Below are 19,358 nucleotides of genomic sequence, written 5' to 3'. Positions count from 1 at the left end.
ATATCCTTCTTGATCTCTACTCTGTGATCGGATTGATCTTACCGAATATAACCGCGCAACTAGCGCGGTTTTTTTCTGTTCAACATTACACATAAAAAAACCGATTAAGAGATAAACGGATAGAAAAAATATTTGAAAACTGCTTTGACACTCACCTTTATGTAAGTACCTGTACTAAAAGTGCATACTTATAAATTTGCAGTGTGCACTTTATACTTAAACCATCAATTCTTAAGGAGGATAAGTCTTTGAAAACTCTTGTTATCGTAACTCACCCTAACATGGAAACATCCGTCATCAATAAGCGATGGGTAGAAGAGCTCAAAAAATATCCGGAAAAGTACACTGTTCACGAATTATATAAGGTTTACCCTGATGAAAATATAGACGTGGAGAAAGAACAAAAATTGATTGAATCGCATGGTAATCTTGTTTTACAGTTTCCGATCTATTGGTTTCATGGTCCGCCTCTCCTTAAAAAATGGTTGGACGATGTTTTCACTTATGGATGGGCTTATGGTTCCAATGGCGGGGATAAATTAAAGGATCGTAAAGTTGCTTTAGGGGTATCTGCAGGAATCAAAAAAGAGGACTATAGCGAAAACGGAAGATATCGGTATACACTTGAGCAAATATTAGTTCCGTTTGAAACGACATTCCTGTATTGCAATGCAGATTATCGTTCGTTCTTTGCAAATTATGGCAAAGAAAGTGCACCAGGTGGAAGCGAAGAGGAAGAAAATGAGTTGGGTACAAGCGAATTGGAAAAAAGCGCTCAGGAGTATTTAAATTTTATTGACAACCTGTGATTAGTAGCTTATTAAAGCCACAAAAAAGGAGTATCCCTTGAATAGGGGAATACTCCTTTTGATTGAAACAAAATAACTAACGAAGCCTACCGCTGTTCAGCTTCCAAAACTGGCAAACGGTTTTTCTCTCCCCACTCGCACATCATATTTAACAGTGGAATAAGAGAACGTCCCCGATCCGATAATGAATATTCAACTTTTGGAGGTATTTGGGGAAATTCCTTACGTATGATCAGGCCATCTGCCTCCAGCTCTTTTAACATCATGCTTAGCGTCTTAAATGAAATGGTACCGATGCTTCGCTGTAGTTCATTAAATCGCATCACCTTATTTTCAGACAGCCAATACAGAATGATCATTTTATATTTACCGCCTACTAGGGACAACGTATATCCAAAACCGGTCTCTTTTAGATTCACACCACTCGGAACACAGGTTTCGCGCATCAGTTACACTCTCCTTTCGGTAAGTAACCATCGACGAACTCCTAGTCCTCAATATAAATAGGAAATCATCCCTTTGCAAACTTTTTTTTCATTTTACATAAAGTCTTCATGCACGATCGATTAATAACAATCGATAATGGTAAATGGTGGAGATCACCAGTTTCGAGAAGATAACAATTCCGAAATGGTTATTCATACACAAAAGCCCTCCACTCTTTTAATGACGGTCGGAGGGCTTTTGTTCATATCAAATGAGATCCCTTAGCTGCTTCGCTAAGCCGATCCCCCTCTTCTTCGATGGCAATCAACTGGCTGATTAAATCATCGGCAGGATGTCGACGTTTGTCGGCCACTAGCTGCGCCGTATATTCGCCGAAGGCTCGTAAATGCTCCGCGACTCTCGGCTTTTGCAGTCAAAACATCAAAAAGCTCGTTCGTATTGTCGGGGGAGCACCGGGTCGTGACCCAACTCGATAGCAGCTTCATTGGCCCAGTAAGGATTTCGCAGCATGCCTCTGCCGATGGCCACCATATCCGCCTGTTCATTTTGCAATACCATCTCGGCCACCTTGGGATCATCCAGATTGCCCACGGCGATCACCGGCACGTTAACAGCCTGCCGGACCGCTTCGGCAAACGGAACCTGGTAACCCGGCAAGGAGGTGCGAATCGGCCCAGGGCCGCCAGGCGCTTCACCTCCGGAGCTGAGGTCGAAGGCGTCCACTCCCAACTCCCGAAACAATCGGACCCGTTCGATCGTCTCTTCCAGATCGTACCCTCCTTCCGCATACTCCACGGCGGACAAACGCATCAACAGCGGCATCTCCTCGGGAATCCGTTTCCGGATCGCCTGAATCACCTCGGAAGCGAATTGATTGGCTTCCCCATATTTATCCGTCCGTTTATTGGAAATCCGAGAGATAAACTGATGGATCAAATAACCGTGCGCTCCGTGGATTTCGATTGTGTCCGCACCCGCCTGGACAGCTCTTTCCGCTCCCTGGGCAAATCGTTCCACCATCGCTTCCACTTCGTCCTGACTCATTTCATGGGGAACGCGAAACTTCTCACTAAATGGGATCGCCGAAGGGGCGGAGGGATTGAGGCTTTCCGATTCCGCCTTTCGACCCGCGTGGGCGATCTGGATGCCTACCTTGGTCCCGTATTCTTTGCATGCTTCAATCACGCGACGGAAAGCGGGAATATGATCGTCGGACCATATCCCCAAGTCCCGGTCGGAGATCCGGCCATCGGGATGAACATCGGTCATCTCTATCATAATCAACCCTGCCCCACCGACAGCCCGGGAAACATAATGGACATAGTGCCAATCCTCCGGTCGCCCATCCCTGGCCTCCACGCTATACTGGCACATGGGAGACATCATAATCCGATTCTTTACGGTAAGTCCTTTAAAGGTAAAGGAATCAAACAACCCTGGCATCTTCAATCACTCCTACTCTTTTTGATCGGTTTCTAAAGTGAAGAGAGGATGGCGCTTTGCTTTGATATTCCCTTTGGAGCCGCTTCAAACAACACCGAAATAACAATGATGCATAACCAAATTTGCATGCACATGCATATACTAAACTCCAGTATAAATAAACCACTTCCATTAGTCAAACCCCCTAGATAGAACAGAATCATCCGTCTTGGAAAAAATAAAGGTTGGTAAGGAAGGGTTGAAAAAGATCGGCTTACTCTTGGTTTGGATTCATCAACAACAAGAGATGGTCAATTTCTTCTTGGGAAAAACATTCCCTCAACGTTTGGTTGACCGTATTCATGATTTCATTGATACGAACCTCTCCCCGATCCGTCAGGACCGCACATACTCCGCGTTTGTCATCATCGTAACCACTCCTTCGTATGACACCACATGATTTTTGTTCCATACGCGCTGCAAGTCTGGACATGGCACTCTGACTAAGCCCCACCATCTGTTGCAACTGGGAAAGGCGCAGCTTTTGGTCCGGCGCTTCAGAGAGAAAGAGCAACACATAAAACTCTTTTAATGCGATCTGATATTGTTTTTGTAGGACATGATCCAGCTTTCGCTGAATTTTTGTATGAAAGTTAGTAAATTGCAACCAGGACTTAATAATATCATCATGCTTATTCAACTCTATCGCCTTCCCGATTCGATGATGCCCTTAGTATACCCCATTCTTATTAAGGGTGTACAATTCCACTCTCCGTTCAGGAAGCATCATCTACCTCGTAAAAGTACAAAAACTGCACCTTTGTGGCGCGGTTCCTTCTCAATGCAAAGCCGATTTAGCACTTCGTTACGATAAAGGAGAAGAATGTACAGGGGCTATCTGTATTGAAGGGACAGTCATCGTGTATAAACCCTTTCATCGGCTCGGAAATCCACTGCCCCCCACCACCAAACGGCTAACTCTCATGATCTCATCCTTTAGATGATTGGAGGCTCTCATGCAATTCAACAATCTCGTTTGCCAGATCCTTCATGGTGATGGCATTCATCAGATGATCCTGAGCATGAATCATCAACAGGGAAATATCACTTTTACCCCCGTTTATCTCCTCTTGGATCAAAGAGGTCTGGTATTGATGCGCTTTGTGCAGTTCCTCTACAGCTTGTACCAGCTTCTCTCTCGCTTCCGTAAATCTTCCCTCTTTAGCTGCTCCGATCGCCTCCATGGCAAAACTTCTGCCGTTTCCTCCGTGCACGATGATCTGAAGGGTTATTTCCTCCATGTTTTCGATGGGTATCTCCCCCTAACCGCTCCTTGATTATGGCGCGGCTTCGATCATATTTCTCCATCCGTGACACTACGGCAAGCGTACTCATGTAATCATGGTAGACTCTTCCTGTTCGCTGGGGTTTCACAGGCGTCTATTACAGCTTTAACTCCTCAGCACGGTACATGAGGCCGGCATTGGTAGCATGGTTAAGCCGTCATTGTGATGATGTCGATCACAAAGCGATACCGCACATTGGAAGCCAGTACTCGCTCATATGCCTCGTCGATCTCGTCGGCGGAGATAACTTCGATCTCGGCGCCGATGTTGTGTTTGGCGCAGAAGTCCAGCATTTCCTGAGTCTCGCGGATGCCACCGATCATCGAACCGGCGAAGGACCGACGCTGGTCGAGGAGATTGAACACATTGAGTGACAACGGCTCCGCCGGTGCACCGACGTTGACTAAAGTGCCGTCCAGCGACAACAACGAAAGGTAAGCATTGACGTCGACCTTCGCACTTACCGTATTAATGATGAGGTCAAAGGTCCCGGCCAGTTTCTCAAATGTTTCCGAATCGCTCGCGGCATAGTAATGATCCGCACCAATCCGTAAACCGTCCTCTTTTTTCTTCAGGGATTGTGACAGGACGGTGACCTCAGCACCCATGGCGTGTGCAATCTTAACGGCCATGTGTCCAAGCCCGCCGAGGCCAACAACCGCTACCTTTTTGCCGGGGCCCGCATGCCAGCGGCGTAGCGGCGAGTACGTTGTGATGCCAGCGCACAGCAGTGGTGCGGCAACGTCAAGTCCAACTCCCTCAGGGATTTTGAGGACGAAATCTTCGGTCACAACGATGTGGGTAGAATAACCGCCCTGAGTACGCTGGCCGTATTTGTCGACGTCAGCGTAGGTAAGGGTATTTCCATTGAGGCAGTACTGCTCCTCACCCTTCTGACAGTTTTCGCATTCACGGCAGGAATCAACCATACAGCCGACACCGACCCGGTCACCGATGGCAAACTTCGTAACCTTGGAACCGACCGCGGTGACAATTCCAGCGATCTCGTGGCCGGGAACGAGGGGATAGTTCACTGGCCCCCATTCGCTACGAGCAGTGTGAATGTCAGAATGACAGATACCGGCGTACTTAATCTCGATGAGGACATCATGAGGGTCGAGATCACGGCGATCGATCGTGGTCGCTTTGAATGCATCACTCGGGCCATAGACAGCGCGTGCATTGGCAGTAATCATATAAAACGAAACCTCCTTAGCTGATTCTATAGAGGAGTTTATAACTTGGAGTTAACTTCAAGTCAATATACAGCTTTAATTTTTAAATTATCTTGAGTGTATCCTATCGTTCACAAACAAAAAAATATGCCTACGATCATAAGGCTAAACGACTTTGTCCATAGACGTTCTACCCTTCATTCCTCCTTGGACGAAAGATCCCGTGCGTTAATCCTCCCCGGTATTTTTAGTGTTTTTTCTGTTTTAACGACGTTCTCTTCATAACTTGCAATTTTATTATCCAAGCGCTCCAACGTTTCCTGCATGTCTTCCAGTCTTTTTAGCAGTTGTTTGCGCTGCTCAATCAAGAGATCTTTTCTTGCCTCAATCGTTTCATCACCCTGTTGAAACAATCCAACATACTCAATTAACATTTCAATCGGAAGCCCTGCCCCGCGCATACAGAGGATAAATTCGATCCACTTACAATCCTCTTCCGAATAGTCTCGGATTCCGCTTTTATTGCGACTGACACGAGGAATCAGTCCGATGCGTTCATAATAGCGGAGTGTATCTGGTGAAATATTGAATTTTTCGCTTACCATTGCAATCATCATTTGGATGCACCTCCTGACACGGTATTATTACACTTGGAGTTAACTCCAAGTCAAGAGGATGCGATTGACAAAAACCAATCAGAAATGGTTTATTCTTTAAACGCTAAAACCCTCCACCTTTCAGTGATGTAGGAGGGTTTTGTTCATGATTTTAGGTCTATGGCCATTTGAAAAGTGTAGTGATCAAAGGGATTGTGGGGAAAATAAACGACATACTACCTTCACAATCAAGTCAAGAAACTCCCGGATATGTTCAATTGTTATAAGCTGCATCCATAAAAGGTTTCGCTAACTTAGAAGGGTGCAGCTTAGATCCGAGACTGAAGAACTCACAAAAATTCATAATCAGAGGTTTCCATTCATCGGGGTTGATATAGTTCTTCTCTCTACCCGTCAGGAGTTTTTCATCAATATGCACACGGAGTATCTTTACCTCCATGGCTACTAACGAGCTAGGCTCTTCAAAGGAATGGCTTTTCACCAGTTGCGCTTCCAACTGAACAGGACATTCTTTAACAAGTGGGGCCCGAACCAAATCCGATGAAATCGGAGTAAGTCCAGATGCACCAAATTTATCGGGTTCATATCGATATCCCATTTTTCTTTTTTTCTCGGGGACCGGATTCTTCCCGGTTAGCAATGCTAGTCGGTCGACAGCACTGACAAGTTCTGACGATGGCAGGTTTAAGACACATTCTCGCTCCCGTTTCAAGTTCTGAATGGTTTGTGAATTGGAACTCATTCCAAGCATACAAGACTGATTAAGCCACCATGCAGATGACATCGGTGCCAGATTTGCTGATCCGTTTTCGTTCATTGTGCTGATAAGAACAACAGGGGTTCCAAAATACAAAATTTTAGGTTCAATCGTTTTATGCATTTTTGATACTTCCTTCACCTTCATGATAACTTCTTTCCTTCTCTTTCATTCTTCGGCGATACTCGGTTGGTGTAAGGCCCAATTTTTTTTGAAATAGTGTTGAAAAATGAGCAGCATTTGGAATGCCTACGGAAACGGCAATATCCATAACAGAGTGATTGCTGGAAGAGAGATGCTTCATGGCCGTGGAAATTCTTATCTGTTGCACATATTCGGCAACCGTTCTTCCCTTGATACGCTTGAATGTGCGATGCAGGTGGTAGGGACTAACATGGAACCGCTCTGCAAGGTTTTGAAGTGTCAAGGTTTCATGATAGTGGCAATCAATCCATTTTACAATCTGATTTATCCACTCCTCATCTGGAAGTTGTATTTCATCCGGTCTGCACCGTTTACAGGGACGAAAATGCTCCGCCAGTGCTTGTTGGGCATGTTTAAAAATCCGTACGTTCTCTCTGTTTGGAACCCTCGATTTACACGAAGGACGACAAAATATACCAGTGGTTTCTACAGCGTAAAAAAAAGTTCTATCGAAAGCTGAGTCATTTTGGATAATGGCTTGCCAATATTCTTCGTTGACAGCATCTTGATTTTCATCGAGGTTGGGCTCATTTTGCACATTCCTCTGAGATTGCTGATTCTCAGTTGCCATGAAAATCACCCCCATGGACATAGTATAACCCCAGATTAAGGCGAATGTCAGTCTCTGGGAATGGGAGAGCAAGAATACAAAAGCGACACAGATGCGAGAAGTAACCCGCACACCTTTGCCAAGGGACGGGTTACCTCTTTTTAAGCGCCTGATACTCGGTATAAACAGAACACGGCTTTACACTTCTTCTCAACAAACAACCCCCCCACAAATCCGGAGGGTTGTTTGCTACTCAATCATATTCCGCTTTAAACCAAGATCACCCACAAAATAAATACCGTCACAAACGCCGTGATACCTTGTAATAACGTCGCTGCGGTTTGTGCGCGATAGGCGTCTGTCACTTTCATGCCGCTAAACTGGGTCACCACCCAGAAATAGCTGTCGTTGACATGGCTGACAGTCATCGCACCGGCTCCAATCGCCATCACAACCAGTGCCAGCGGCAAAGCACCATCAATCCCCACTTCTACCAGCAAGGGGGCAACCAGTGCAGAGGTGATCACCAGAGCGGCGGTGGAAGAACCTTGCGCTGTCTTTAAAGCGGCGGCAACACCAAAGGGAATCAATAAGAACAGAGCGCCGCTCCATGTACCTCCTTCCGCTAATCCTTGAATTAGATCAGTTACCGGCGTCTCCCGAATCACCGCTCCAAACGCACCGCCGGCACCGGTGATCAACAAGATACCGGCTGCGTCTTTTAAGGCATTGCCCACCCATCCGGTCAAGGTTTCCTCATTCCATTTCGGCAATAAGGCGAAAGAAGCGAACACGCCGAGCAGCAACGCTACGGTGGGTGAACCCAAAAAGAGAAGTAGGGTTGCTAAACCGCCTTCCCATCCGACAAAAGTAGTGACGGTTCCAAGCCCGATGAGCAAAATGGGCAATAGGATCGGAGCAAAGGATAAAAAGGATGAAGGCAGATGTCCAAACTCTTTTACAATTTCGTCATAGTCCAGCCCCTCATGCTCTCCTTCGATCCGAATCCGACTGGCAAACCGCGTCGCCCACAGATAGCCCACAACTACGGTAGGTACAGCAACAATCAACCCCATCAAAATCACGGTGCCTAGATAAGCTTCCGCTCCGATGTTACCAGCTGCCGCTATCGGGCCGGGTGTCGGTGGGATCAAGGTGTGGGTGGCGTATAAGCCCGTTGCTAATGCGACCGCCATCGAAGCCAGGGGGACCATGGCTCGCTTGGCCAACGCTTTTTTTAAGCTGGATAAGATCACATACCCCGAATCACAAAAAACGGGAACACTGACGATAGAACCGATGAGCGACATCGCTAACTGTGGCCGCTTTTCTCCTACCAGGCGCAGCACCACTTCCGCCATGCGCAAAGCCGCTCCTGTTTTTTCTAAAATATGACCAATGATCGTTCCCGCTACAATTACAATGCCGATCGATCCCATCAATCCCCCAAACCCGTCATTGACGGCGGTAACCACGTCCGGCAGCGGCATTCCCACTGCAATCCCCACAGCAAAAGCAGCCGTCAGCAGAGCCAAAAACGGATGTAGTCTCCACTTAGCTGTCGCAAACACAATAAATAAAACACTACACAATAAGACCAAAAAGAGTAGCGGTCCACTCAACATGACATCTTCCCCCTCACCATTAACGGTTCGTCTCCACTACCCGAATCAGTCTCCCAACCTCTCTGGCCGTTTCAAATAACAACGATTCGGCGTTTTCTATGGCTTGCTCCAGTGACATCGGCCGTCGAACAATGGCATGCATGCTTACGAAGTACGGATACAAGGGTTCCACGTCGGACCCGATGCTGCCGGAAATTAGGAGTGGTTTGGCCCCGTGTCTTTGCGCCATCTTTGCAACTGTGATGGGTAACTTACCGTACTGTGTCTGATAATCGGTCTTCCCCTCCCCAGTGATCACCCAGTCGGCGTGACGAATTTTCTCTTCCAGTCCCGCTGCCTCCGCAATCAACTGTGCACCGGGAATCAGCTTTGCACCTAAAAACAGCAGAGCAAAACCCAACCCACCTGCCGCTCCTGCACCAGGGAAATCCCGTAGGGATTCTCCCCGATTCACTTCCAATAATTGAGCAAAATGGGCCAATCCACGATCCAACTGCCGAATCTGCTCCGCTGTCGCCCCTTTCTGGGGACCAAATACCTTAGAACTTCCTTGCTCTCCGCAGAGGGGGTTGGTAACATCCGTTGCAACGAGGATTTCGCATTCCCTGAGGCGGGGATCGAGAGAGTTCAAGTCGACACGATCGATTTCTCTGAGAGAACCTCCTACCGGGATAACCGTTTGGCCGTTTTGATCATGAAAGTCAGCACCGAGGGCCTGTAACATTCCCAAACCGCCATCGTTGGTGGCGCTTCCGCCCAAGCCGATAATAAAGCGGCGATAGCCCTGATCTAGGGCGTGTGACCAGACTTGGCCTACACCAAAAGTGGAAGTATGAAGCGGATTTCTCTCCTCCTTTTTCACCATGGTTAAACCGGCGATGTTGGCCACTTCAAGGACAACCGTCTCCCCGTCTCCCAAGATTCCATAACCCGTATCAACCGGCTGTAACAACGGCCCCTTCGTCTGTACCGTTTCAATCCTCCCATTCATCGCAAAGACGAGCGCTTCCATCGTCCCTTCTCCTCCATCTGCCATCGGGACGAACGTAATCTGGGCTCCTTCCAGCTCAACCGCAAGCGCTTTCAAAATGGTGCCGCCTACCTCTTTCGCTGTTAAGCTGCCCTTATAGGAATCCGGTGCAACAACGATATTCAGTTCTTTTGTGTGCTTATATTTGTTATCCATAGTTTGATAGTACAACACTTTGGTTGATAGGGTCATGATAACGCTACCTTTTTTTCTGTTAGCGCTTTCATTCTTTGTCGGTTGCGCTGATGGTGTTGAGAGAATCTTGATTGTTTTGAACCCCTATGCTATTCTGTGGATGGAAACCATAACGGCGGCAGGTGGATCCCTACCACCAACCTAACATAAATGAGCGGCTAATAATGCAAGAAGAAGTAACCCGCAATCCTTTGCCGAAGGGAGGCGGGTTACTTTCTTTTTATACGGCACATACCAACCATTTTTTGTATCATTTCATATCAAACTTTCATAAGGGAGATTAAACATGTTGAATCGTATTCTTATATTTTTGATATCCATGGTTTTAGTGTTGACCACCCACCTTCCCAGTGCGTCCGCAGAAAATAAGGAATCGATTCGTCATGAAGTCAAATACCGTATAATATCCGACGATTTGGTAGAAGTCCAAATGATTGTACATGCAGAAACCGATGGAGAATGGACGCTTTCCATCAATGGTGTAGAAGCTGATAAGATCGAAAGAGGAGGAGAGGATGGCCATAATAGCTGGGCAAAGGCCCAGATTCCCGTGAGGAAGACAAAGAATGATCAATACCGTATTCACACCCAATATACCGGCGGCGTTGATCCCTATTTCGACGGGGCATTTGCGGAAGTTGTTACGCTGGAGAATGAACTTACCTTCAGTATGAAGGATTGGCAATTTGAATTTGAGCCTATTGTGGTCGAAAAAAACAGACTGGGCGGCAAGTTTATTGATGCAGATCAGGTTAAGGGCAGTTGGTTTATACACGTTTACGAACCGGATGTGGAAATCAAAGCCGGAGTCGGCAGCATTTGCGCCGGTGGAAAACGTGATTACTCAGGTACCCAGTTCAGTACACCTTTTTATTGCTGGAAAAACGAAAACAAGCCCGGAAAATACCGAATGCAGGTTATGTTTGACGGAAAAGTGGATGGACAAGACATCTCACTGAAAAAAAGCCGCCTTATTCTTGTTGATGAGGATGGGGAAATCTTTTATGCCGATGGGGAGCCGAAGGAGTCAGATCCTGACCCTGACTACAACTATTCCCTTCTTGTTTTAACAGGGCTTCTCGTCACAGTCCTAGGAGTGATGGGGTGGTGGTGGCTAAGGAAAAGGTCCCATCAATGAGCCGAAACAACATCAGTCATTACGTTCAGACAAGATTTCCACTAAATGATCAAGATCCAACTGTAAATGCTCAACCATGGCTTTCGCCGCCTGTTCATCATTTCTGTGTTTGATATGATGAAAGATTTGACGGTGTTGTTCCAAAATGTCTTCGGCACGTTTTTCCCCTTCAAAATTTAAAATACGGAAGTAGTATATCAACCCTTTTAAATCATAAAGCTGTTTTCGCAATCGATTATTTCGGGTGTATTGAATGATCAACTCATGGAAGCGTTCATTTAACTCGATGATAGGATCGGGATCGATTGCTTGTTGAATAGCTACTTCCGTCTTTTGCAGGACGTCCTCGATTTTACCCAATTCCTCAGCCGATGCGCTTCTCGTCGTTAACCCTGTCGCAAAGGATTCCAGTGCCATACGACAAAAGTAAATCTCTTCAACATCCTTTATCGTCGGTTTATAAACCATCACTCTTGAGTCAATGGTCACAAGTCCCTCTTTTTCCAGAACCCTGATCGCTTCTCTTAAGGGGCTTTTACTGACACCCAACTCCTTAGCCAGCTTCGCTTCCGCGATTCGTTCTCCGGGCTTTAATTTTCCTTCAAATATCATTTGTTTAATGACACGATAAGCTTGTTCATAATATGGAACTGGCTTCTCAATCACTTCTCTCATCCTTATCAACCTGTTTTTCCGGCCGTTTATTTTTGTCTCAGCCTTGCAACAATCTCTTGGATATGGAATCCGGTCGACTGAATCCATTTAATATGCTATCAGTAACCAATGGATTTGACAAGTCATATTTTTAATTGTTCGAAAAGGGATAACAGATCAAGGGGAGAATGCTCCCTTATTTCCCGGTTCTTTTCCTGATTAAAAACTAGGAATGCGATCCGCCCTCAACACGTTGGTTAATAACTCAGAAAAAGTTTGCGTCACCTTACGCATAGGGTCCAGATCAGGATCCAAAATAGTTACATCCATCCCGATTACTTTGGGTGAAGATAGTAGTAGTTTCAGCAGGAGAGTTAATTCTTTCCACAGTAGACCATGGGGTTCCGGGCAATCAACACAAGGCATGATCGTGGCATCCAGTATGTCGGCGTCCAAATGAATCCAAAAACCGGCAACTTCCGTTCGATTGATGAAATTTATAAAGTCTGTTGCTACTTTTTCACTTCCAAGTTGATGCAATCTGGCCGCACTCCAACAGGTAATACCAGCGGCGATTGCTTCCTGTATGATCTCCTGTTCAGGATCCGTTTCACGGTAACCAAAACTGATGATGTCCTCACCGTGTACGTATGGTCTTCGATTTTCAAGGTTTGTGAGAATTTCCGTTCCTTTACCCGAAACTATTGCCAAAGCCATTCCGGCCACAGCCGCTTGATTTCGATTATTTTTATGATAGTAATCTGGATGGGCATCAAGATGAATCAGCCCGTATCTACCTTTACGCTTTAAAGCCAGGGCACTCCCGACGAGAATACTGCAATCCCCACCCAACACAAGCGGAAACTCTTGGCACGTCAACGCTTTTTCCACTTCATCAGCCAGTGTAATCGAAAAAGGAGCGATGTGGCGACCGTTTAAAGCACCTTCATCAAAATGGTCATATGCCGGATAGTCCGGTTGAGGGAGTTTGATCACGGCATTGGGTTCAATTGAACGATGCAAACCGCTTCTTTCAAGAGCTTCCGGCAGCTTACCGCACCCTCGCTCTTTACCGTCAGCATGTCTTCTTAAACCGAGATTGATCGGGGCATGAATGATGCGAATATTCTTTCCCATAAGCTCACTTCCCTTTCAATTTTTTCGAATCGGGGTTGCCTTACCTATTTGTAATACTTAAAATGTACTCTGGGTATTACATTATAACAAGACCATGAAGGAGTCAATAAAAATGAAGTACGATAGAGAACAGTGGCTCGCATTTACTTGTCACATGCTAAACACATATGATCCCTTTTTTAAACAACCGGAGTTGCTTGACAGCCCGAAACAGTTGAAAGAACTTCTAAACAAATACGGGCTGTTTGCAGGAATACCGATTTCGGCAGACGAGCTTCAAAGAACACGATCCTATCGGGATCAACTCAGAAATCACATCGCTCTGGAAAATGATACAAAACTGGTCCAACTCTTGAATGGTTTTGAAAAACGATCTCCGGTACAACCCCGCTTACAGATCAAGGGAGATGGATCATTCGATTATCTGTTTGAACAGCACCACGACAGTAAAAGTAGTTTGGCCGACCGCATCGGTGCGATCTGTGCGTTCACATTGGGAAGAATGCTTGTGGAATACGGAAGAGCACGGCTCAAAATTTGTACTTCCTCTCCCTGTGAGGAGATCTATGTAGACCGATCAAAAAACGGGTTGCAGCGATTTTGTAGCAAACGCTGCGCCACCCGTTTTCATGTAAAAAAACACCGACAGTCTAATAAAACCTAGCGGCTGTGTCATCATGCACTTGAACTGTCATTGACATCGTTCAAACAAAAAGGCACCCTTTGGGTGAAGCCTCACAGAATCGGTATCCACTACAAATTGTGAACAATTACAAAAATACCCCAGAGCTATTTGGCTCCAGGGTATTGATCGATTTCAATTCAGTTGATCACACCGACACCCGCATTTCGCATGACGATGGATTTCACGTCTTCCGTCGCATCCAGCTCATATGCATAAGGCACGGTATAGTTCGTCGTAGAAGAAGTGGGCTGACTGCCGGTGCAATTTTGATAAATATTACCGGACAGGTTCCAATAGCCCACTTCATCACTGTACTGGGAAGAGATCGGATCATTCACGTTTTCAAAGTAATTGTTTTCAATCAATAATTCCGCGCCCATGCGGGCGTTAATGGCCGAGCTTTCTATATTGTTGAAATAATTGTTGAAGAGATGGGCTTTTCCAAATCGATAACTGGGTACACGGGAGTTAAGGTTTTCAAACCAGTTGTGATGGTACGTAATGTTGCGATCATGATTGTCTCCGTCCGAAGATCCGACCAGCATCGTTTTCCAGCTGTCGTGTACACGATTCCAGGAAAACGTGATGTTGCGGGAGTCCCCCTTTACATCAAACAAACCGTCATAATAATCTTTGTCTACCCCTTGGTATTCGTTGTACAGATCATTGTGATCCACCCATACATTTCTGACGTCGCCCTCAATCCCAATCGCATCTTTATCTCCCTGGTTCACATGATGGATGGTCAGATTGCGAACAATAATATTGCTGGCACGCCATATTTTGATACCGATCCCATTTAGTTCACCGTTTGTACCGACACCGATAATGGATACATCGTCGACATCTTTGACATCGATTTTATTGGCGTCGGTATTGGAGGCATTGATCGTTCCGTCCACATATATGGTTAGAGGCGTATTCGGATCTTTATTTTTTAATGCGTTTACCAGATCGTTTCCATTATTGACAGTGATGGTGTCTCCGCCTGCACCACCAGTCGTTCCGCCATCCATCGTCGCAAAACCGACCATACCCTCTTGCATGATCACACTCTCAGCAGCATTCCCCTGCGCTGGAGAAAACAAAGCCACAGTCATACAGAACACAAAAAATAGACTAAGCCAACGTTTCATCCCATACACCCTTTCATTTTATTTATTTGATGGCCTGACGCCTTTTTTTAGCTCCTTAAAATCTATTCCATGAAGAATAGTGATTAAAGAGCAAAACATGAACTTGCAAACCCTCCTTTTTGACCATCAGGCCAGCCAAACCAACTGATTGGAAAGATACAGAGCAAATTGACCCAATTTTAGAATATCTGGGTCAAGAGTGGGATTATTTTCGCGCATCAAAATGACAACGTTTTCATTTTGGTGTATACCTAAAATAACATTAAAACGGTCGAGATTCCATATCAAAAAAGCATTTTTTTTGCCGAATGTTGTCGCTCTCAATAGACGAGAACAAAAAACACCCCCAACCGCACAGAGGGTAATTTTTAACAGATTAGACATATAGCAAAAATGTTATTTTTGACCTTCTATTGCACTTCCTGGGCGCTTAGCGGAATTTACGACGACGACGCCCGCGATGATTAACACGATTCCAAAAGCTGTCATAACGCTAAAGGGCTCTTTCCATATCAATAAACCGATCAACGCCGTTAAAGCCGTCCCTACTCCCGCCCATATGGCATAAGCGGTGCCTAACGGAATCACTTTCAAACTAATGGATAGAAAATAAAAGGCAGTTCCAAAACCTAACATAAAACCAATGGAAGGAATCACATTTGTAAACCCCTCCGATAATTTAAGCATGGAGGTGCCGACAACTTCTCCAATAATTGCAATTGCTAATGGGATGTACCCTTTCATCAAATCGCCATCGCCTCTCATCATAATCTCCTCTTTTCTATTGATTTCACCCGGCGAGTTTTATAATCACAACGCCACCAATAATGAGGACCATACCAAAGAATTTTTGGACATGGAAACTCTCCTTCCAAAATAAAACGCCCACCAATGCCGTTAAAGCCGTCCCTACTCCCGCCCAGATGGCATAAGCGGTACCTAATGGAATACTCTTTAGAGCCAAAGAAAGACAATAGAAAGAAGATCCCATGCCAACAACAACCCCGATAGAAGCAAATACTTTCTGAAAACCATTTGATAGCTTAAGCATGGAGCTACCAAAAATTTCACTTAAAATAGCAGCCGCCAATAAAATATATGGATTCAAGATGATATCTCCTCACTCGTCATCTCTTTCAAATATCGGATTACTTTTTCCCGTAATTCCTCATCCAGATTTCCCATTCCAAATATCTCTGCAAACCATAAACCATCTGCTGCTAATCGGACAATCGTTGACCGTACTTGGTCAATTCCGTCGTTCTCGATATTTTTTTGCCAAAGGAAATACTCCTTTTGTTGTTTAGCGAGCAATTCCGGATTTGAAAACAATGTAGCGATCAAAGCGGTACTAAGTTTATTTCCTTCCCTCACATCTTCAACAGTAGCTTCCAGATATGCGCGGCTCCATCTGCCATTGTCAGTAGTCTTAGTCACCCTGTCATGAATGTCTGCCACAAAATCGTTTACCGACTCTTCTACCATGGCTTTGATCAATGCATGTTTATTGGGAAAGTGATAAAGCAAACCACCCTTACTAATCCCCGCTTCTTTTGCAACTGCCTCCAGTGTCAGTTTTTCAACACCATCGGTTTTTACGATCAATAAAGCAGCGGATAAGATATTCATCCGTTTGGAATTACGATTCACTTGGTTCACCTCTAGAATTAGTATACCGTCTGGACGGTTTTTTCGTCAATGAAATGGAACGTGAAACCAGCATACCCGATCGTGAAACGACGGGTTGGTCCAGAAAAAAGCATATGAAGGAACAATCGAAAATAAAAAACCGCACAATCATGCGGTTGCATGAGTATTCTTGGCTTGAATGCCACTCCTGGGACGTCGATCCACCCATCACACGGTTGATTTTACCGATTGAACCTCGCTGATTTTTACCGGTCGTCCCTCTTTTAATGATCGATTTGCCGCATGGGCAATCAGCTCCGCTTGTAAACCATCGTTCCCATTGGCAAGAACTTCTTGATTATCCGTAATCGACTGAATAAATGCTCTCATTTCCGCTTGAAAGGCATCGTGATATCTTTCAAGAAAAAATATTTGGGCCTATTCCGATAGATCCCTTGCTCCGTGCTTAATACTGCCGTGTGATGAAAGTCATTGCCTACTACTATACTCCCTTTTGACCCAAACACTTCCACCCGCTGATCATAGCCATACACAGACCAATCCGACGATTGGTCTATCCAAAAACCCCCCTATCAATTACGACAGGGGGGTTGGACTGTTTACGGTACGTTGGCGTACCATTTATACTAAATCAGGCTACACCTAGCCTGTATGGAGAGTTAGCTAATTATCACACTTCGCCCTTATTTCATCCTTGTTCTAATCGAATGGGGAAGCTTTCGAGTGATTGCCCGATCGCTGAATCGATTAGATGCTCCGTCACTTCAAAGTTCTCCACCAGACCAATGTCGGCAAACCGCTTCACAAATGAAGTTAAAGCGATGTTCGCCTCCATGCGGGCAAGGGGAGCACCCAAACAGAAATGGGGGCCGGCTCCAAAGGTGAGGTGGCGTTGATTGCCCGGACGGTGGATGTCAAACTCTTCGCCATGGGCAAACTGTGCCTCATCCCGATTGGCAGCGCCAACCCAGGCCACAACCACTTGTCCCTGCTTCATCTCAGGCCCGAAGACATCCGTATCTTGCGCCACTTTGCGGTCCATAGCCGCCGGAAAGCGGAAGCGGAGCACCTCTTCGGTCAGCTTGGGTACCAATGACTGATCCGATCGCAATTCCTGATAAACACCAGGTTTGTCCACCAACATCGAGTAGAACATGTTGGAAATAAGCATTGTCGTAGTTTCATTTCCCGCACCCAGCAGTCCGATCCCCGACAGTACCACTTCTTCGTCGTTCAATCGTTCGCCATCAAGCTCGGCCTTGGTCAAATCAGAGAGGATGTCATCCGCGGGATGCTTCCGCTTTTCCTTTACGATAGGAAGCAAGTACTCATGAAACTCCTTCATAGCCTGTGCTTTCTCTGCGACAACGTCGCTATAGGTATCTTTGGCGTAGGGCATAAAGAGAATGTCCGACCAGGATTTGATCTGATGCCGGTCTTTGGTAGGGGCTCCCAACAATTCAGCGATGACAGTCACCGGCAAAGGAATCGCCAGCTCCTGTACGATATCCACGGTATCCCGGCCTTCCATTTCCGCGATCAATTCATCGACAATCATATGGATACGGGGTTCCCACTCTTTGAGATTGCGAGGAGTAAAGGCTTTAGCGAGAAGGGCGCGTCGATTTCGATGTTCCGGTGGATCGACAAAGTTAACATTGGCACGGTTATCTTCTCGGGGTGTGGGAATCAAACTTCGCTCTTTTTTGTTGGAGAATAACGCATGGTCAAACAATACACGCTTGGCATGATCATACAAAAACACATTCCATACATCTTGTTCAGCATCATAAAACACCGGATTATTTTCCCTCATCTCTTGATACCAAGCAAAAGGGTCCCATTGCGCTTCCTTTGTTTGAAGCTTCGATATTTCATGCACAAGGATGGTTTGACTCGCCGCCTTCACAACAACCCCTCCTTATAGGTTAATCTTACATATGTTATTTTAACATATGGAAAAAGACAACGACGCGTTTTCACAAAAATTACACAAAGGTGATGCCGATGTATGCGGAGATTTTAATATTAAGCCAGCTGCTCTCTGGCCCTAAACACGGTTATGAAATCAAAAAAAACATTCAAGAAGCCCTCGGAGAAGAGTTTGAAATCAATAATAATCTGTTGTATCCCACGTTGCGCCGTTTTCTGGAAATGGGCGCCATCACCAAAGAAGTCGTAACCTCCGTAGGAAAGCCCAATCGCCATGTCTACCTGTTGACGGATATGGGGGAAGAGATCTTTAATGAAATGATCGGCGATTTTCCACGCAAATTGGCTACCAACCAACTTGAATTTCTGGTAAGGGTAGCATTATTCGACCGCTTGGAATTGGACAAGCAGCAGGAGATTTTGCAAAAGAGGCAGGAAGTATTGGAAGAGAAATTACGCCATTGTCACCATATCGAGAATACCCGTCCGCGAAATCCCTTTACGGTAGAGGTTTTTCATTTTCAAAAGTCTCAGCTTGAAAACGAACTAGCCTTGATTGCAAACTTAAAAAACAAAGTGAATCCGATATAGCAAAAATGGCAGGAATAAAGGATATAGCCTTTACTCCTGCCATCTTCGATTAAAGCTGCTCCTTGGATGGAAAGCTACAGATGGTTCGTGCAACATCTAAAAACGCGTTGATCGCAGGCGATAGCCATTTTTCTTTGTGCCAAACCATTTGTGTCACAATACTTAGGTCCGGCATTTCCCACGGCAGTGAAACCAGTTCACCGCGCTCCAGTTCGGTCTTTACCGCCATCTCTGGGAGAAAGGCTACGCCGATTCCGG

23 protein-coding genes are annotated in these 19,358 nt (G+C 45.7%); 4 read left to right on the top strand and 19 right to left on the bottom strand.

Going from position 1 to position 19,358, the window contains the following annotated elements; all coding sequences use genetic code 11:
- Positions 1–248 precede the first annotated feature (248 nt).
- A complete protein-coding gene (locus tag C8J48_RS01770; protein ID WP_107724671.1) occupies positions 249–809 on the top strand; it encodes an NAD(P)H-dependent oxidoreductase in 561 nt (186 codons plus the stop codon).
- Between the two features lie 86 nt (positions 810–895).
- On the opposite strand, the gene C8J48_RS01765 is transcribed toward C8J48_RS01770, so the two are convergent.
- The 10 genes from C8J48_RS01765 to C8J48_RS01715 form a co-directional block, all read right to left on the bottom strand.
- Positions 896–1,255 (bottom strand): winged helix-turn-helix transcriptional regulator, encoded by a 360-nt coding sequence (locus C8J48_RS01765; protein WP_107724670.1) that lies wholly within the window; start codon positions 1,253–1,255, stop codon positions 896–898.
- 421 nt (positions 1,256–1,676) lie between these two features.
- Positions 1,677–2,699 carry an NADH:flavin oxidoreductase/NADH oxidase gene (locus tag C8J48_RS01755; RefSeq protein WP_107724669.1) on the bottom strand — a complete coding sequence of 341 codons (1,023 nt, stop codon included), beginning with the start codon at positions 2,697–2,699 and terminating at the stop codon, positions 1,677–1,679.
- 253 nt (positions 2,700–2,952) lie between these two features.
- Complete coding sequence (locus C8J48_RS01750) at positions 2,953–3,378, bottom strand: MarR family winged helix-turn-helix transcriptional regulator (protein ID WP_170105063.1); 426 nt, start codon at positions 3,376–3,378, stop codon at positions 2,953–2,955.
- 289 nt (positions 3,379–3,667) lie between these two features.
- On the bottom strand, positions 3,668–3,979 hold the full coding sequence (locus tag C8J48_RS01745; protein ID WP_107724667.1) for a PTS sugar transporter subunit IIA: 312 nt from the start codon (positions 3,977–3,979) through the stop codon (positions 3,668–3,670).
- Positions 3,980–4,173: 194 nt separating this feature from the next.
- On the bottom strand, positions 4,174–5,220 hold the full coding sequence (locus C8J48_RS01740; protein WP_107724666.1) for an NAD(P)-dependent alcohol dehydrogenase: 1,047 nt from the start codon (positions 5,218–5,220) through the stop codon (positions 4,174–4,176).
- A 176-nt stretch (positions 5,221–5,396) separates the two neighbouring features.
- Complete coding sequence (locus tag C8J48_RS01735; RefSeq protein WP_107724665.1) at positions 5,397–5,816, bottom strand: MerR family transcriptional regulator; 420 nt, start codon at positions 5,814–5,816, stop codon at positions 5,397–5,399.
- Between the two features lie 253 nt (positions 5,817–6,069).
- Positions 6,070–6,696 carry a flavin reductase family protein gene (locus C8J48_RS01730; protein WP_107724664.1) on the bottom strand — a complete coding sequence of 209 codons (627 nt, stop codon included), beginning with the start codon at positions 6,694–6,696 and terminating at the stop codon, positions 6,070–6,072.
- A complete protein-coding gene (locus C8J48_RS01725; RefSeq protein ID WP_107724663.1) occupies positions 6,689–7,348 on the bottom strand; it encodes a bifunctional transcriptional activator/DNA repair enzyme AdaA in 660 nt (219 codons plus the stop codon). The genes C8J48_RS01730 and C8J48_RS01725 overlap by 8 nt, the downstream gene beginning before the upstream one ends.
- Positions 7,349–7,596: 248 nt before the next feature.
- Positions 7,597–8,952 (bottom strand): GntP family permease, encoded by a 1,356-nt coding sequence (locus C8J48_RS01720; RefSeq protein ID WP_107724662.1) that lies wholly within the window; start codon positions 8,950–8,952, stop codon positions 7,597–7,599.
- A 19-nt stretch (positions 8,953–8,971) separates the two neighbouring features.
- Positions 8,972–10,174: a glycerate kinase gene (locus tag C8J48_RS01715; protein ID WP_245891037.1), complete on the bottom strand. Its 1,203-nt coding sequence runs from the start codon at positions 10,172–10,174 to the stop codon at positions 8,972–8,974.
- A gap of 289 nt (positions 10,175–10,463) precedes the next feature.
- On the opposite strand from C8J48_RS01715, the gene C8J48_RS01710 reads away from it, so the two are divergent.
- Positions 10,464–11,315, top strand: coding sequence for a hypothetical protein (locus C8J48_RS01710; protein ID WP_107724661.1), 852 nt, complete (start codon positions 10,464–10,466; stop codon positions 11,313–11,315).
- A gap of 12 nt (positions 11,316–11,327) precedes the next feature.
- On the opposite strand, the gene C8J48_RS01705 is transcribed toward C8J48_RS01710, so the two are convergent.
- Positions 11,328–11,990 carry a GntR family transcriptional regulator gene (locus C8J48_RS01705; protein WP_107724660.1) on the bottom strand — a complete coding sequence of 221 codons (663 nt, stop codon included), beginning with the start codon at positions 11,988–11,990 and terminating at the stop codon, positions 11,328–11,330.
- A gap of 198 nt (positions 11,991–12,188) precedes the next feature.
- The gene (locus C8J48_RS01700; protein WP_107724659.1) at positions 12,189–13,106 is read right to left on the bottom strand and encodes an arginase family protein; all 918 of its coding nucleotides are present in this window, start codon (positions 13,104–13,106) and stop codon (positions 12,189–12,191) included.
- A gap of 112 nt (positions 13,107–13,218) precedes the next feature.
- Between C8J48_RS01700 and C8J48_RS01695 the strand changes: the two genes are divergently transcribed.
- Positions 13,219–13,770 carry a CGNR zinc finger domain-containing protein gene (locus C8J48_RS01695; protein ID WP_170105061.1) on the top strand — a complete coding sequence of 184 codons (552 nt, stop codon included), beginning with the start codon at positions 13,219–13,221 and terminating at the stop codon, positions 13,768–13,770.
- Positions 13,771–13,928: 158 nt separating this feature from the next.
- On the opposite strand, the gene C8J48_RS01690 is transcribed toward C8J48_RS01695, so the two are convergent.
- The 6 genes from C8J48_RS01690 to C8J48_RS01660 all read right to left on the bottom strand — a co-directional run bounded on the left by C8J48_RS01690 (position 13,929) and on the right by C8J48_RS01660 (position 18,486).
- Complete coding sequence (locus C8J48_RS01690; protein WP_107724657.1) at positions 13,929–14,927, bottom strand: pectate lyase family protein; 999 nt, start codon at positions 14,925–14,927, stop codon at positions 13,929–13,931.
- A gap of 396 nt (positions 14,928–15,323) precedes the next feature.
- On the bottom strand, positions 15,324–15,671 hold the full coding sequence (locus tag C8J48_RS01680) for a DMT family transporter (RefSeq protein WP_107727534.1): 348 nt from the start codon (positions 15,669–15,671) through the stop codon (positions 15,324–15,326).
- A 46-nt stretch (positions 15,672–15,717) separates the two neighbouring features.
- Positions 15,718–16,035 carry a DMT family transporter gene (locus C8J48_RS01675; protein ID WP_107724655.1) on the bottom strand — a complete coding sequence of 106 codons (318 nt, stop codon included), beginning with the start codon at positions 16,033–16,035 and terminating at the stop codon, positions 15,718–15,720.
- The gene (locus C8J48_RS01670) at positions 16,032–16,577 is read right to left on the bottom strand and encodes a TetR/AcrR family transcriptional regulator (protein WP_425430437.1); all 546 of its coding nucleotides are present in this window, start codon (positions 16,575–16,577) and stop codon (positions 16,032–16,034) included. Before C8J48_RS01670 ends, C8J48_RS01675 begins: the two co-directional genes overlap by 4 nt.
- A 207-nt stretch (positions 16,578–16,784) precedes the next feature.
- Positions 16,785–16,988 carry a Gfo/Idh/MocA family oxidoreductase gene (locus C8J48_RS01665; protein WP_281261210.1) on the bottom strand — a complete coding sequence of 68 codons (204 nt, stop codon included), beginning with the start codon at positions 16,986–16,988 and terminating at the stop codon, positions 16,785–16,787.
- A gap of 277 nt (positions 16,989–17,265) precedes the next feature.
- Positions 17,266–18,486: a cytochrome P450 gene (locus C8J48_RS01660; RefSeq protein ID WP_107724653.1), complete on the bottom strand. Its 1,221-nt coding sequence runs from the start codon at positions 18,484–18,486 to the stop codon at positions 17,266–17,268.
- Between the two features lie 98 nt (positions 18,487–18,584).
- Between C8J48_RS01660 and C8J48_RS01655 the strand changes: the two genes are divergently transcribed.
- Positions 18,585–19,100 carry a PadR family transcriptional regulator gene (locus tag C8J48_RS01655; protein WP_107724652.1) on the top strand — a complete coding sequence of 172 codons (516 nt, stop codon included), beginning with the start codon at positions 18,585–18,587 and terminating at the stop codon, positions 19,098–19,100.
- Positions 19,101–19,149: 49 nt separating this feature from the next.
- Here C8J48_RS01655 and C8J48_RS19010 read toward each other — a convergent pair whose 3' ends face one another.
- The gene (locus C8J48_RS19010) at positions 19,150–19,329 is read right to left on the bottom strand and encodes a LysR substrate-binding domain-containing protein (protein WP_245891036.1); all 180 of its coding nucleotides are present in this window, start codon (positions 19,327–19,329) and stop codon (positions 19,150–19,152) included.
- Positions 19,330–19,358 lie beyond the last annotated feature (29 nt).

The organism is Desmospora activa DSM 45169, from assembly GCF_003046315.1.
GTDB lineage: Bacteria > Bacillota > Bacilli > Thermoactinomycetales > DSM-45169 > Desmospora > Desmospora activa.
This window is presented reverse-complemented; position numbering and strand designations above follow the sequence as displayed.

What these genes read in the sequence shown, in the direction of transcription:
- C8J48_RS01655 (WP_107724652.1), top strand. Translation starts at nt 18,585, where the DNA reads ATGTATGCGGAGATTTTAATATTAAGCCAGCTGCTCTCTGGCCCTAAA.
- C8J48_RS01720 (WP_107724662.1), bottom strand. Translation starts at nt 8,952, where the DNA reads ATGTTGAGTGGACCGCTACTCTTTTTGGTCTTATTGTGTAGTGTTTTA.
- C8J48_RS01730 (WP_107724664.1), bottom strand. Translation starts at nt 6,696, where the DNA reads ATGCATAAAACGATTGAACCTAAAATTTTGTATTTTGGAACCCCTGTT.
- C8J48_RS19010 (WP_245891036.1), bottom strand. Translation starts at nt 19,329, where the DNA reads ATGGCGGTAAAGACCGAACTGGAGCGCGGTGAACTGGTTTCACTGCCG.
- C8J48_RS01715 (WP_245891037.1), bottom strand. Translation starts at nt 10,174, where the DNA reads ATGACCCTATCAACCAAAGTGTTGTACTATCAAACTATGGATAACAAA.
- C8J48_RS01745 (WP_107724667.1), bottom strand. Translation starts at nt 3,979, where the DNA reads ATGGAGGAAATAACCCTTCAGATCATCGTGCACGGAGGAAACGGCAGA.
- C8J48_RS01695 (WP_170105061.1), top strand. Translation starts at nt 13,219, where the DNA reads ATGAAGTACGATAGAGAACAGTGGCTCGCATTTACTTGTCACATGCTA.
- C8J48_RS01700 (WP_107724659.1), bottom strand. Translation starts at nt 13,106, where the DNA reads ATGGGAAAGAATATTCGCATCATTCATGCCCCGATCAATCTCGGTTTA.
- C8J48_RS01755 (WP_107724669.1), bottom strand. Translation starts at nt 2,699, where the DNA reads ATGCCAGGGTTGTTTGATTCCTTTACCTTTAAAGGACTTACCGTAAAG.
- C8J48_RS01705 (WP_107724660.1), bottom strand. Translation starts at nt 11,990, where the DNA reads ATGAGAGAAGTGATTGAGAAGCCAGTTCCATATTATGAACAAGCTTAT.
- C8J48_RS01690 (WP_107724657.1), bottom strand. Translation starts at nt 14,927, where the DNA reads ATGAAACGTTGGCTTAGTCTATTTTTTGTGTTCTGTATGACTGTGGCT.
- C8J48_RS01735 (WP_107724665.1), bottom strand. Translation starts at nt 5,816, where the DNA reads ATGATGATTGCAATGGTAAGCGAAAAATTCAATATTTCACCAGATACA.
- C8J48_RS01740 (WP_107724666.1), bottom strand. Translation starts at nt 5,220, where the DNA reads ATGATTACTGCCAATGCACGCGCTGTCTATGGCCCGAGTGATGCATTC.
- C8J48_RS01680 (WP_107727534.1), bottom strand. Translation starts at nt 15,671, where the DNA reads ATGAAAGGGTACATCCCATTAGCAATTGCAATTATTGGAGAAGTTGTC.
- C8J48_RS01710 (WP_107724661.1), top strand. Translation starts at nt 10,464, where the DNA reads ATGTTGAATCGTATTCTTATATTTTTGATATCCATGGTTTTAGTGTTG.
- C8J48_RS01725 (WP_107724663.1), bottom strand. Translation starts at nt 7,348, where the DNA reads ATGGCAACTGAGAATCAGCAATCTCAGAGGAATGTGCAAAATGAGCCC.
- C8J48_RS01765 (WP_107724670.1), bottom strand. Translation starts at nt 1,255, where the DNA reads ATGCGCGAAACCTGTGTTCCGAGTGGTGTGAATCTAAAAGAGACCGGT.